The sequence below is a fragment of the Stenotrophomonas sp. YJH_SMC_127 genome (assembly GCF_059372445.1).
The window spans coordinates 58,941-72,041 of record NZ_JCAFVO010000004.1 but is presented as its reverse complement, the minus strand read 5'-3'; the positions used below and the strand labels follow the sequence as shown (position 1 = coordinate 72,041).

Genomic DNA, 13,101 nt, shown 5'->3' with positions numbered 1-13,101 from the left:
CGATGCGCCTGGCCACTGCGCTGCTGGCCCTGCTGCTGTGGCTGCCGTTGGCAGCGCAGGGACAGCCGCTGGCGCCGATTCCTGCGCTGGACTCGCCGGTGGTCGATACCACCGACACGCTGGACGCCACGCAGAAGCAGGCGCTGGTGCAGCAGGCGATCGAGCTGCAGCAGCGCAAGGGCAGCCTGCTGCAGGTGCTGGTGGTGCCCACCACCCAGCCGGAGGACATCGCGCAGTACACCACGCGGGTCTTCGATCAATGGCAGATCGGCCGCAAGGGCGTGGATGACGGCGTGCTGCTGGTGGTGGCCAAGGATGACCGGCGCGTGCGCATCGAGCCGGGCTACGGCCTTGAAGGCGCCATTCCCGATGCCATCGCCAACCGGGTCATCCAGGAATACCTGGTCCCGCGCTTCCGCAGCGGCGACTATGCCGGCGGCATCACCGATGCCACGGCGGTGCTGGTCAAGCTGATCGACGGCGAACCGCTGCCGGCACCGGTCAGCGGTCATCGCGGGCGCGAACCCGGTGGTGGTGGCGATACCTGGTTCCTGGCGCTGTTCATCGGCGTGTTCGCTGGCAGCATCCTGCGCGGGGTCTTCTCGCGCGTGCCGCGTCCGCTGCGCGGCCTGCTCGGCGGCGCGGGTGCGGCGCTGGCAGCATTCCTGTTCACCTCCACGCTGCTGGCCAGTGGCCTGGCCGGCGTGGTCGGCCTGATCGTGGCGATGCTGTCCGGCCACCCGGGCCGCTTTGCCGGCGGTGGCGGTTGGGGCGGTGGCAGCTGGGGTGGCGGAGGCGGTTTCGGCGGGGGCGGTGGATTCGGTGGTGGTGGTGGCTGGGGCGGTGGCGGCGGCCGTTCCGGTGGCGGTGGCGCTTCGGGAGGCTGGTGATGATCCAACGTCTGTTCCGCCATGTATTCTCGCCCTCGGTGCGGCGTGCGTTCCCACCTGCCACATTGCAGGCGATCACCGGGGCCATCGCGGCCGGTGAGCAGCGCCACGGCGGGCAGGTGATGTTCGCGGTGGAAGCGGACCTGCCGCTGGGGGCGCTGTGGCACAGGGTGACCCCGCGCCAGGCCGCCGAGCATGCCTTTGCGCGCCTGCGAACCTGGGATACCGCCCACAACAACGGCGTACTGATCTACCTGCTGCTGGCCGATCACGCGATCGAGATCGTTGCCGACCGTGGCCTGCACGGCCGGGTCAGCCCGGCGCAGTGGCAGCGGGTCTGCACCCACCTGCGCGAGGGCCTGCGCGGCGCCCATCCGGTCGAGGCATTGCAGGATGCCGTCGACGAGGTCTCCAGCCTGATCGAAGGGCACTTTCCGGCCTCGATGCGGTCCGAGCATGACGCGTTGCCTGACGCGCCCCAGATCCTGGACTGAACCCTGATCTGCGGCGTGGTCCTCCGCCCGTGCCGGCCCCGGCCCCGGGCGGGGCAGGGACGCTAAAATACCCGTACTCCCGCCAGGCGTTTCCCATGATCTATTTCCACGACATCGACCCCATCGCCCTTTCGCTGGGGCCGATCAAGGTGCACTGGTACGGCATCATGTACCTGCTCGGCTTCACCGCAGCGTGGCTGCTGGGCCGCACGCGCATTGCCGCGGGGCGCCTGCCGGGCGTCGATGCCAACGGCTTCTCCGACCTGCTGTTCTACGCCATGCTCGGCGTGGTGCTGGGCGGGCGCATCGGCTACATGCTGTTCTACGCGCTGGGCGATTTCCTGCACAACCCGCTGCTGCTGTTCAAGGTGTGGGACGGCGGCATGAGCTTCCACGGTGGCCTGCTCGGCGTGCTGGGCGCCTGCTGGTGGTGGTCGCGCAAGCACAAGCTGCATTTCTTCGACACCATGGATTTCATGGCGCCGCTGGTGCCACTGGGCCTGGGCTTCGGCCGCATCGGCAACTTCATCGGCGCCGAGCTGTGGGGCAAGTACACCGACGGGACCTGGGGCGTGGTGTTCCCGTCCGGCCTGCCGGCCCCGCTGAACCAGCTCGACCACGCGACGCTGCAGGCGCAGTTCGCCACCGGCGCATTGAACCCGTACGCCCGCCATCCGTCGCAGCTGTATGAAGCGTTCCTGGAAGGCCTGGTGATGTTCGTGGTGCTGTGGGCGGTGTCGGCCAAGCCGCGCCACCGCTACCTGGTGGGTGGCCTGTTCGCGTTGATGTACGGCCTGTTCCGCTTCGCGGTGGAGTTCGTGCGCATGCCGGACAACGGCGTCTACGTGGCCTTCGACTGGCTGACCCGTGGCCAGATCCTCAGCCTGCCGCTGATCGCCTTCGGCCTGGTGCTGCTGGTGATGTCGCGCCGCGCGCCGGTATTGCAGCCGCAGTTGCCGGTGGCTGCCGAGGGCAAGGCATGAAGCCCTACCTGGACCTGCTGGCGCACGTGCTCGAGCACGGCGCCGAGAAGAGTGATCGCACCGGTACCGGCACCCGCAGCGTGTTCGGCTGGCAGATGCGCTTCGACCTCAACGAAGGCTTCCCGCTGGTCACCACCAAGAAACTGCACCTGCGCTCGATCATCCACGAGCTGCTGTGGTTCCTGAAGGGCGACACCAACATCGGCTACCTGAAGGACAACCAGGTGCGCATCTGGGACGAGTGGGCCGACGAGAACGGCGACCTCGGCCCGGTCTACGGCAAGCAGTGGCGCAGCTGGGCCACCGCCGACGGCCGCCAGATCGACCAGATGCAGTGGCTTGTGGACGAGATCAAGCGCAACCCCGATTCGCGCCGGCTGGTGGTCAGTGCCTGGAACGTGGGCGAGCTTTCGCAGATGGCGCTGATGCCGTGCCACAACCTGTTCCAGTTCTACGTGGTGGACGGCAAGCTCAGCTGCCAGCTCTACCAGCGCAGCGGCGACATCTTCCTCGGCGTGCCGTTCAACATCGCCAGCTACGCGCTGCTGACCCACATGGTGGCGCAGGCCACCGGCCTGGGCGTGGGCGACTTCGTGCATACGCTGGGTGACGCGCACCTGTATTCGAACCACTTCGAGCAGGCCCGCGAGCAGCTGTCGCGCGCGCCGCGCGCGCTGCCGAAGCTGTGGTTGAACCCGGAGGTGACCGACCTGTTCGGCTTCCAGTTCGACGACATCCGCATCGACGGCTACGACCCGCACCCGGCGATCAAGGCGCCGGTGGCGGTATGAGCGCCCTGAAGCTGTCGATGATCGTGGCGCTGGACCGCAACCGTGGCATCGGCCAGGGCAATGCCATGCCCTGGCACCTGCCGGATGACTTCAAGCACTTCAAGGCGCTCACCCTGGGCAAGCCGATCCTGATGGGGCGCAAGACGGCCGAGTCGATCGGCCGCGTGCTGCCGGGGCGGACCAACCTCGTACTGACCCGCAGCGGCCAGGTGCCGTTCGAGGGCATGCGTGCGGTGGCGTCGCTGGACGAGGCGAAGGCGATTGCCGAAGGCGAGGGCGCCCGCGAGCTGTGCATCATCGGCGGCGGCGAGATCTTCCACCAGTTGCTGGACCAGGCCAGTGACCTGTACCTGACCTGGGTCGATGCCGAAGTCCCCGCCGATACCCATTTCCCCGAAGTGGACGTGCAGGACTGGCAGGAAGTGAGCAGCGAGCCGCACCCGGCCGACGAACGGCACGCCTACGCGTTCCGCTTCGTGCACTACGTGCGCCGCTGATCGCGGAAATACCAACGAAAACACCGACGGGGTAGAGTCGACTGTTAGTCGACTGCTCTCGGCGGTCACCCGAAAAACCCGCGCTGCGCGCGATAGTCGACTAACAGTCGACTCTACCGGGACTGTCGCAACGGCATCCGGTAATGCCCGATGATCGCGTGCTGGAACAGCAGGTTCTCTTCGCGCGTGCCGCGCGCGATGTTGTGCAGCACCAGCGGTGTGCCGTTGGCCAGGCGCCGGTCAGAAACGATGCCCACGTGCAGCAGGCCGTTGCCATTGAGCTTCCAGGCAACGATGTCGCCGGCCGCGTAGTCGGCGGCGAGGGCCGTGACCGGTTGCTGCCAGCCCTGGCGCTCGAACCAGCGCATCAGGTTCGGTACACGACGATGATCGATGTTGCGGTCCGGCCGTGACAGGCCCCAGATCGCCGGATAGGCACTGAAACTGCCGCGCATGTCCTCATGCACGCGTGCCTGCAGGTCCAGGCCCAGATCGCGCAGGGCGCGCACCACCACGTCCGTGCACACGCCGCGATCCAGTGGCACGTCGCCGCCAGGATAGGCCAGTACCTGGTAAGCAGGATCGTAACGGGTGGTGACGCCGACCTGCGCGCGGGCTGCGGCCACCAGTGGCGGCGAAGGGGCCTGCGGCTGCGTCGGCGCATGTGCAGCACCATCCGCAGCCGTGGGAGCAGGCGGCGAGCCGGGCTGGCAGCCGCTGGCCAGGGCCAGCGTCAGCAGCACCGTCCCTGGTGCCCAGCCGCGCCGCGTCACGCCTGCGGCGGGGGACTGTTGTGGGTGCCGCCACCCGCGCCACCCGCGCCGCCCCCTCCGCCACCACGACGGCGACGGCGGCGTGGGCCACGGTTGCCCGGGCTGGCAGCGGCGTTGCCGCCCTGTTCCTTGCCCTGCGTCGCGGCGCCGGGGCGCTCGTGCGCCGGTCGCGCCGGCGGGCGGGCGTTGGGCACGGGTGCCGGTACGTCGCGGCCCGGGACCTGCACCACGCGCAGCTCGTCGGTATCAAGCTGGAGCGCGGTCAGCTTGCCGCCCCAGACCGCACCGGTGTCGATGGCGTGCACGCCCTGGGTGATGGTCAGGCCCAGCGCCGACCAGTGGCCGCAGACGACCTTGAGGTCGCGCTCGACCCGGCCGGGCACTTCGAACCAGGGATAAAGCCCCTGTTCCTGCGTGCCCGGCGTGCCCTTGTCCTCGATGCCGATGCGCCCCCGCGGGGTGCAGTAGCGCATGCGGGTGAGCACGTTGATGATCGCGCGCGAGCGGTCGTAACCGGACAGGTTCGGGGCCCAGCTCGGCTTGTCGCCGTACATGTTGCGGAACAGCTTGCGGTAGCCGGCGCCATGCAGTTGCACCTCGACCTCGGCGGCATGCTTCTCGGCCATCTGCGTGGTCCACTTCGGCGCCAGGCCGGCGTGCACCATCATCCAGCCCAGCTCGCGGTCCACGTGCACCAGCTTCTGCAGGCGCAGCCAGTCCAGCAGTTCGTCGCGGTCCTCGGCCTGCACGATGCGCAGCAGGTCCGGGTTGACCTTGCGCTGTTCCTCTTCGGTACGCGAACCGACGGCCAGCAGCGAAAGATCATGGTTGCCCAGCACCACCACGCTGTGCTCGCGCAGCGAGTGCACCAGCCGCAGCGTTTCCAGCGACTGCCCGCCGCGGTTGACCAGGTCGCCGCAGAACCACAGGGTGTCCTGCGCCGGGTCGAAGCGGATCTTCTCCAGCAATCGCTGGGTGACGTCATAGCAGCCCTGCAGGTCGCCGATCGCCCACACACTCATCGTTCGGCCTCCGTGTCAGTGCAGGGTACGCGGCACGGCCAGCACGAAGGGTGCGACCGGCGCGGCAAATTCGGTGCCATCGTCGGCGACCATGTCGTAGTGCCCCTGCATGGTCCCGTGATCGGTCCCCAGCATGACACCGGACGTGTAACGGAAGTCTTCACCGGGGCGCAGCCGCGGCTGCTCGCCGATCACCCCGTCGCCATCGACATGCTCGACACGACCATTGGCATCGGTGATGCGCCAGTGGCGCGCGACCAGGCGTGCCGCGACCCGCCCCTGGTTGTGGATGCGGATCGTGTAGGCGAACGCAAAGCGACCGTCTTCCGGCGCGGATTGATCGTCGAGGAAGCGCGGCGCGACTTCGACGGAGATGGCATAAACGTCAGCGTCTTCCATACCGGCAGTGTAATCAGGAGGCATTGGCCAAAGCGATGAATTCGGCCACGTCCAGCTGTTCGGCGCGGGCATCGGGACGCACGCCGGCGGCGATGAACTGCTCGGCGGACACCACGTTGTTCAGGGCATTGCGCAGGGTCTTGCGGCGCTGCCCGAAGGCGGCCTTGACCACGTCGGCGAAGCGCTTGTGGTCGTTGATGTTGATCGCGGCCGGGTCACGCGGCACCAGACGCACCACGGCCGAATCGACCTTCGGCGGCGGCCGGAACGCGCCCGGCGGCACCACGAACAGCGAGGTCACCTGGCAGTAGGCCTGCAGCATCACGCTGAGGCGGCCATACACCTTGCTGCCGGGGCCGGCCGCCATGCGGTCGACCACTTCCTTCTGCAGCATGAAGTGCATGTCGCGGATGACCGCGGCATGCTCCAGCGCATGGAACAGGATCGGCGAGGAGATGTTGTAGGGCAGGTTGCCGACCAGGCGGATCGGCTGGCCGGCAGCCAGTTCGGTGAAGTCCACGCGCAGCACGTCGCGATGAACGATGGTCAGCTCGCCCAGCGGCTCGGCGGCGGCGGTCAGCGGCGCGATCAGGTCGCGGTCGAACTCGATCACCGTCAGCGTGGGGTGCACGCGCAGCAGCGGCAGGGTGATCGCGCCCTGGCCAGGGCCGATCTCGACCAGGCGGTCGCCGTCTTTCGGGTTGACCGCCATCACGATCTTGTCGATGTAGTGGCGGTCGGCCAGGAAATGCTGGCCAAGCTGCTTCTTGGCCGGTGCGGTGAACACCGGGCCGGAGGGGGAATGCGGGGAATTCATGCGCCCAGTGTACGTTGCCGCGCAAGCTGCGCACACAGCGTCGTTGCCGCCTGCAGGCTGGAGGGATCGGCGATGCCGCGGCCGGCCAGCTCCAGCGCGGTGCCATGGTCCACCGCCACGCGCGGATAGGGCAGGCCCAGGGTCAGGTTCACCGCCTGTTCGAAGCCGGAATATTTCAGTACCGGCAGGCCCTGGTCGTGGTACATCGCCAGCACGGTGTCGAAGCCGGCCAGCTTGGCGGGCAGGAAGGCGGTATCGGCCGGCAGCGGCCCGACCAGGTCCATGCCCTCCGCGCGCAGGCGCTGCAGCAGCGGGATGACCAGATCCAGTTCTTCGCGGCCCAGGTGGCCATCTTCGCCGGCGTGCGGGTTCAGGCCGAGCACGGCGATGCGCGGCGCAGGCAGGCCGAACTCACGGCGCAGTGCGGCGTGCACCGTGCGCAGCGCGTGCTCCAGGCCGGGCGCGGTGATCGCATCGGCCACCTCGCGCAGCGGCAGGTGGGTGGTGGCCAGGGCCACGCGCACGATGTGGTTGGCCAGCATCATCACCACCTTCACCCCGGCCTGGTCGGCCAGCAGTTCAGTGGTGCCGCTGTAGGCGATGCCGCCTTCATTGATGACCGCCTTGTGCACCGGGCCGGTGACAACACCGTGCAGTTCGCCGGACAGGCAGGCCTGGCCGGCGCCGAGCAGGGCGCCGATGACCGCGCCGGCATTGGCCGGATCGGCCTGGCCGAAGCGGCTGGGCGCAGCGTTGCGGACAGTGCGCAGGCGCAGATCGCCGGGGGCGCGTGCTTCGGCGTCCTCGGGCAGCAGCTGCAGGGGCAGGTTCAGCGCGGCCGCAGCCGCGTGCAGGGTGTCCGGGTCGGCGAAGGCCAGCAGCCGGCAATCTTCACGCGGCTGCTGGACGAGGCGGACACATAGCTCCGGGCCGATCCCGGCGGGCTCGCCCGGTACCAGAGCGAGCTCGGGGCGCATCGGTCAGGACTGCGGCGGGGTGGCGGTGTTTTCCGCGCGGTCGCCGCTGCGGAAGCTGACGTAGGCTTCGCCACGCAGTTCCTGCAGGAAGCGGTTGTACTCGTCTTCCAGCTTGCGGCGGCCGATGGTCTCGCGGACCTGGGCACGCTGGTTGTCGGTGGTCACGTCGGTCTGGCGGGTCGCCACGCGCTGCACGATGTGCCAACCGGCATCGGTACGGAACGGCTGGCTGACGCCACCGTCCTGGAGGCCTTCCACCTGCTGGCCGAAGGCCGGACCGAACGCGTCGGCCGGGAACCAGCCCAGGTCACCGCCCTGGCCCTTGCTGTTGTTGTCCTCGGAGGATTCCTTGGCAACGGTCTGGAACTCGGCACCACCGGCGATGCGGGCACGCAGGGTGTCGATCTTGGCCTTGGCGGCGGCGTCGGTCTGGTGGTCGTCCACGCGCACCAGGATATGGCGGCCGTGGAATTCGGTGACCGTATGCTCACCGGCGGCGGCGGAGCTGGCGTCACGCACTTCCACCAGCTTCAGCAGCTGGAAGCCGCTCGGGCCACGGATCGGGCCGACCACTTCGCCGGGCTTCATCTTTTCCATCATCTGGGCAAAGGCCTGCGGGATTTCATCCAGGCTGCGCCAGCCCAGGTCGCCGCCTTCCAGTGCATTCGGGCTATCCGAATAGCGCACGGCCGCTGCGTTGAAGTCCAGCTCGCCCTTGTCCAGCAGGGTCTTCACACCATCGGCCTTCTTCTGGCCGGTGGCGATCTGGTCAGCGTTGGCGCCGTCGGGCAGGGCGATCAGGATGTGCGCCAGGTGGTACTGGTTGCCCACCGTGGCCTGCTGCTTCAGCGCGGCGTCGACTTCACCCTCGCTGACGCTGATGCGGCTCTGCGCGAAGCTCTGGCGCAGGCGCTGCACGGTGATCTCGTCACGCACCGAGGCGCGGAAATCGTTGAAGTCGATGCCGTCATGGGCCAGGCGCTGGCGCAGGGCGTCCAGGTTCGAACCGTTCTGCTGGGCGATGGAGTTCATCGCCTGGTTCAGCTCCTGGTCGCTGACCCGGATGCCGCTGCCCTGGGCGCGGGCCACCTGCAGCTTGACCAGCACCAGGCGCTCCAGCACCTGGCGGCTGAGCACGTCTTCCGGCGGCAGCTGGTTTTCACGGCCGGCGTACTGCGCCTTGATGTTGGCGATCGCACGCTGGAGCTCGCTCTGCAGGATCACGTCCTCATCGACGACGGCGGCGATGCGGTCAAGCGGCTGCGCCTCCTGGGCAAGCACCTGCAGGGGGGCGGACACGCTGGACACCGCCAGCAGCGAGGCGAGAAGAACGGGGAAGCGCTTGGTCATGGGATCAGGTTCGGATCGTAGTCATCCCGGGTCGCCCCGGTGTTGCTCGGCGGCACGAGATAGAGGTCGTCGCGGTTGTAGCCGAGGATAGCACGGCGCAGGGTACGGTCCGTGTCCTGGCCCAGGGAGCTCAGGCCCTTGAGCACGAACTCCAGCTGGATGGCGTTGTTCATCTCGCCTTCGCGGTTGCGGACGTAGCGGCGGGCGACCGCACGCACGGCCAGGCAGCAGCTGTCCCACTGGACGCCGGCGATGATCTCCAGCGGTTCCTTGTCCTGCAGCGAGTAGTAGTAGCGGCCGACCAGGCTCCAGCGCGCATTCAGCGGGTACAGGAACGACAGGTCGGCCTGTTCCAGCAGCGTGCGGTCATGCTTGTTGGCGGTGGCCGGGGCGCCGGAGTTGATGCGGTAACGGTAGCTGAGGTTGATCACGCCATCGTTGGGCATCAGGTAGCGGGCGCGGACGCTGGCCAGATCCTCGCGCTTGTACTTGGGGTCCCACTGGTAGGTGGCACCCAGGGTCCAGCGGTCGTTGATCATGTAGTTGCCGTCAGCGATCCACGCCGACTTGCCCTTCTCCACCGGCGCGCCACCCGGGGTGACGGTCACCCGCGATTCGTCGAAGTACTGGATCTGGCCGATGGAGGCCGAGAAGCGTTCCTTGCCGGTGGTCTGGTCGATGAAGCGGGTGCTCAGCGCCATGGTCAGCTGGTTGGCGTCGTTCTGGCGATCGGCGCCGGTATAGCGAGAATCGCGGAACAGCTGGCCCCAGCTGAAGGTGAAGTCGCGGGTGTCGAAGATCGGCAGCTCGTCCTGATCGCGGTAGGGCGTGCGCAGGTAGAACAGGCGCGGTTCCAGGGTCTGCAGGAAGGACTTGCCACCGATGCGGGTCTCGCGATCGAAGAACAGGCCGGCGTCGATGCTGCCGATCGGCAGGCTGCGGCTGGGCGAGGTGTTGCCGCGCAGCTGTTCCGGTGTGGCGGTGTTCGGGTCGATGCCCTGCGAACGCAGGATCTGGCCGCGGATGCCGTTCACGCCATCAACCAGGCCACGGTCCAGCTGGTAACCGGTATAGCGGTAGGCCAGGGTCGGCGTGACATACCAGGCCGCGCCGCTGATCGGGAACGACACGTAGGGTTTGACATCCAGCCGCGAGCCGCCGCTGACACCGATGCCGTCGGTCTGACGGCTGCCGTTGCGGGTGTACTGCAGGTCCGGTCCCGCATCAGCGCCGTACTTGAAGTTGATGTCGTCGTGGGTGAAACGCACGGCTTCGGCGTAGATGCCGGTTTCCAGCCACGGCAGGACCGGCTTGTCCCAGTTGAGATACAGGCGCGGCTGGCGGTTGTAGGCCAGCGCACCCTCGTTGAGGGTGTAGTCGGTCAGCTGCCAGCGGTCGGCCATGATGCCGGCCGTCCAGTTCCTGCCAGTGCCGTACAGGCCGATGGTGCTCTGCAGGTTCGACGCGGTGACCCCCACCAGGCGGTTGGCGAAGTCTTCCACATAGCGTTCGTCGCTGACCCAGGCCAGGTTGGCGCGGGCCTGCCAGTGGTCGTCGAGGTTGTGGTAGCCGCCGAACATCACCCGGCCGCGGTCGCGGTCGCGCAGTTTGTCATTGGGCATGAACGCGGTCAGCAGTTCGCCGCGGCCGCCGTTGTAGAGGTAGCGGAATTCGTTGTCGAGCATCAGGCCGCGCCGGCTCATGTAGCGCGGGGTCAACGTGTCGTCGTAGTTCGGCGCCAGGTTGAAGTAGATCGGCTGTGCGTAATCGAAACCGTTGCGGCCGGACATGCCCAGCTGCGGGAACAGCAGGCCGGTCTTGCGGCGGTCGTCGATCGGGAACTTGAAGTACGGCGCCCACAGCACCGGCACCTTGCCGATGCGCAGCACGGCGTTGCGGGCGGTACCGAAGCCTTCGTCGTTGTCCACTTCGATCTGCGGCGCCGACAGCTTCCACACCGGCTGCGACGGGTCGCAGGTGGTGTAGGTGGAGCGGTGCATCTGGCCGACCGCGCCCTGCAGGTCGACCGATTCGGCATCGCCGTTGCCGCGGCGCGACACCAGCTGGTACTTGATGTCGGTGATCTTGTGGGTGTCGCTTTCCTGGTTGCCCTCGGCGCGCTTGGCGACCATGCGGATTGAGGAGTCCTGGTAGCGGACATTGCCGTCGGCGATGTAGTTGCCGGTCTCGGTATCGAAGCTGAGCTTGTCGGTGCCGACGAACTGGTCGCCACGGCGCAGGGCCACGTTGCCTTCGTACTGCGGCACGGTGGTGGTGCCCAGCAGCTGGTCACCCTCGATGTCGGTCGGCTGCTGCTCGCGCGCGGCGCTGGCGGCGGCCTTGTCCTGTCCCGGGACCGGGACCGGGACCGGGACAGGGGCATCGGTGAACGCGGGAATCACGTCGGTAGCCGGGCACAGGCCCCAGTTGAGCGGCTTTTCATCGGCCATTGCCGGCAGGCAGATGGCGATGCTCAGAGGCAGGGGAAGCAGGCGGAGGGCTCGGCGCACGCGGTTCGGATTCGGGCGAAAACGGACGGTAGCTTGCCCCATCCCTTGCATAGGGGCAATGAAGGGCGTCGGATCCTGCCGGTTCGGGTTCATCCGGAGACGCTGCCCGGTGGGGGGGGCAGCAGGGCCCGGACATGGGCCACGCTGCACTCGGCAAGGGCCTGCAGGTCATAGCCGCCTTCCAGCATCGAGACCACCCGGCCGGCCGCATGGCGGCGCGCCAGCGCATGCAGTTCGCGGGTGATCCAGGCGAAATCGTCGGTTTCCAGCATCAGGTCGGCCTGCGGATCGCGCAGGTGGGCATCGAAGCCGGCCGAAATCAGCAGCAGCTGCGGCCGGAAGTCGTCGATGGCCGGCAGCATCTCGTCGGCCCACACATTGCGGAAGCGGAAACCGCCGCTGCCGGGGGGCAGCAGGATGTTCATCAGGTTGCCGGCACCGCGGTCGCGGCGCAGGCCGGAGTTGGGGAACAGCCCGGCCTGGTGGGTGCTGTAGTACGAGACCCGGGCGTCGTGCTGGAAGATGTCCTGGGTGCCGTTGCCATGGTGGACATCGAAATCGACCACCGCGATGCGCTCCAGGCCATGACGGTCACGGGCGTAGGCGGCGGCGATGGCGATGTTGTTCAGCAGGCAGAAGCCCATCGCAGTGCTGCTGGTGGCGTGGTGGCCCGGTGGCCGCACCGCGCAGAACGCCAGCGGGTCCTCGCCCAGCATCACCGCATCTACCGCCGCCACGCCGGCGCCGGCGGCATGCACGGCGGCACTGGCCGAGCCGGGCGAGGTCCAGGTGTCCATGTCCAGCTGTCGCAGCGGCGCGGTCTGCGGCTGCAGCACGAAGTCGAGCAGGGCGCTGTCGTGGACCCGGGTCAGTTCGCCGAACTTGGCCGGCGGCGCCTCGCGCCAGTCCAGCTGGCCAGGGAAGGCGGCGTGCAGGGCATCGAGCACATGCTGCAGGCGTTGCGGGCACTCCGGATGGCCAGGGCCGGGGTCATGCAGCAGGCAGGACGGATGGGTGAAGACCAGCATCGTGCCGACTCAGCGCTGGCGCTGCTGTGGCTGCCACAGCGCTTCGCCATGGCCATCGGCACGGGCCAGCACCCGGGCCAGCACGAACAACAGGTCCGACAGCCGGTTGAGGTACTGCAGCGCCTCGCTGCGCACGGCGTCGTGGCGGGCCAGGGTGACCGTCTCGCGCTCGGCCCGGCGGACGATGGTGCGCGCCAGGTGGCAGCGTGCGGCGGCCTCGCCACCGGCTGGCAGGATGAATTCCTTCAACATCGGCAGGCTGGCGTTGTAGTGATCCAACTGCTGTTCCAGTGCCGACACATCGGCGGCGTGGATCGCGGCGTGGCCGGGGATGCACAGTTCGGCGCCCAGGTCGAACAGCTGGTGCTGCAGATGCACCACCAGCGCGCGCACGTCTTCGGGCAGCGCCGTGGCCAGCAGCAGGCCGAGTGCGGCATTGGCTTCGTCGACAGTGCCGTAGGACGCCACGCGGGCATCATCCTTGGCCACGCGCTGGCCGTCGCCAAGGCCGGTACTGCCGTCGTCGCCGGTGCGGGTATAGATGCGCGAGAGGCGATGACCCATGGCGCG

14 protein-coding genes are annotated in these 13,101 nt (G+C 68.2%); 5 read left to right on the top strand and 9 right to left on the bottom strand.

The window, feature by feature from the left end; all coding sequences use genetic code 11:
- Nucleotides 1-2: 2 nt before the first annotated feature.
- The 5 genes from AC5QAB_RS10985 (at nt 3) to AC5QAB_RS10965 (ending at nt 3,655) form a co-directional block, all read left to right on the top strand.
- Complete coding sequence (locus AC5QAB_RS10985) at nt 3-890, top strand: TPM domain-containing protein (RefSeq protein ID WP_495233387.1); 888 nt, start codon at nt 3-5, stop codon at nt 888-890.
- Nucleotides 890-1,384, top strand: coding sequence for a TPM domain-containing protein (locus AC5QAB_RS10980; RefSeq protein WP_049404137.1), 495 nt, complete (start codon nt 890-892; stop codon nt 1,382-1,384). The genes AC5QAB_RS10985 and AC5QAB_RS10980 overlap by 1 nt, the downstream gene beginning before the upstream one ends.
- A 95-nt stretch (nt 1,385-1,479) precedes the next feature.
- Nucleotides 1,480-2,367 (top strand): prolipoprotein diacylglyceryl transferase, encoded by an 888-nt coding sequence (gene lgt, locus AC5QAB_RS10975; protein WP_014645981.1) that lies wholly within the window; start codon nt 1,480-1,482, stop codon nt 2,365-2,367.
- Nucleotides 2,364-3,158 (top strand): thymidylate synthase, encoded by a 795-nt coding sequence (locus tag AC5QAB_RS10970; RefSeq protein WP_014645982.1) that lies wholly within the window; start codon nt 2,364-2,366, stop codon nt 3,156-3,158. Before lgt ends, AC5QAB_RS10970 begins: the two co-directional genes overlap by 4 nt.
- A gap of 5 nt (nt 3,159-3,163) precedes the next feature.
- Nucleotides 3,164-3,655: a dihydrofolate reductase gene (locus tag AC5QAB_RS10965; RefSeq protein ID WP_032955921.1), complete on the top strand. Its 492-nt coding sequence runs from the start codon at nt 3,164-3,166 to the stop codon at nt 3,653-3,655.
- 113 nt (nt 3,656-3,768) lie between these two features.
- Here the strand turns inward: AC5QAB_RS10965 and AC5QAB_RS10960 are convergent, their stop codons facing one another.
- From AC5QAB_RS10960 to AC5QAB_RS10920, 9 genes are all read right to left on the bottom strand, one after another.
- On the bottom strand, nt 3,769-4,428 hold the full coding sequence (locus tag AC5QAB_RS10960; RefSeq protein WP_049404140.1) for a DUF1287 domain-containing protein: 660 nt from the start codon (nt 4,426-4,428) through the stop codon (nt 3,769-3,771).
- Nucleotides 4,425-5,450, bottom strand: coding sequence for a symmetrical bis(5'-nucleosyl)-tetraphosphatase (locus tag AC5QAB_RS10955; protein WP_049404141.1), 1,026 nt, complete (start codon nt 5,448-5,450; stop codon nt 4,425-4,427). Before AC5QAB_RS10955 ends, AC5QAB_RS10960 begins: the two co-directional genes overlap by 4 nt.
- Nucleotides 5,451-5,465: 15 nt before the next feature.
- A complete protein-coding gene (gene apaG, locus AC5QAB_RS10950; RefSeq protein WP_008268668.1) occupies nt 5,466-5,849 on the bottom strand; it encodes a Co2+/Mg2+ efflux facilitator ApaG/CorD in 384 nt (127 codons plus the stop codon).
- A 13-nt stretch (nt 5,850-5,862) separates the two neighbouring features.
- A complete protein-coding gene (rsmA, locus tag AC5QAB_RS10945) occupies nt 5,863-6,666 on the bottom strand; it encodes a 16S rRNA (adenine(1518)-N(6)/adenine(1519)-N(6))-dimethyltransferase RsmA (RefSeq protein ID WP_197561806.1) in 804 nt (267 codons plus the stop codon).
- Entirely contained in the window at nt 6,663-7,643 is a 981-nt protein-coding gene (pdxA, locus tag AC5QAB_RS10940) for a 4-hydroxythreonine-4-phosphate dehydrogenase PdxA (RefSeq protein WP_049440154.1), read from the bottom strand. Before pdxA ends, rsmA begins: the two co-directional genes overlap by 4 nt.
- 3 nt (nt 7,644-7,646) lie before the next feature.
- Entirely contained in the window at nt 7,647-8,993 is a 1,347-nt protein-coding gene (locus tag AC5QAB_RS10935) for a peptidylprolyl isomerase (RefSeq protein WP_032959016.1), read from the bottom strand.
- A complete protein-coding gene (lptD, locus tag AC5QAB_RS10930) occupies nt 8,990-11,503 on the bottom strand; it encodes an LPS-assembly protein LptD (RefSeq protein ID WP_172412077.1) in 2,514 nt (837 codons plus the stop codon). Before lptD ends, AC5QAB_RS10935 begins: the two co-directional genes overlap by 4 nt.
- An 89-nt stretch (nt 11,504-11,592) precedes the next feature.
- Complete coding sequence (locus tag AC5QAB_RS10925) at nt 11,593-12,531, bottom strand: histone deacetylase family protein (protein ID WP_014645990.1); 939 nt, start codon at nt 12,529-12,531, stop codon at nt 11,593-11,595.
- A gap of 9 nt (nt 12,532-12,540) precedes the next feature.
- On the bottom strand, nt 12,541-13,095 hold the full coding sequence (locus AC5QAB_RS10920; RefSeq protein WP_049404150.1) for a cob(I)yrinic acid a,c-diamide adenosyltransferase: 555 nt from the start codon (nt 13,093-13,095) through the stop codon (nt 12,541-12,543).
- Nucleotides 13,096-13,101 lie beyond the last annotated feature (6 nt).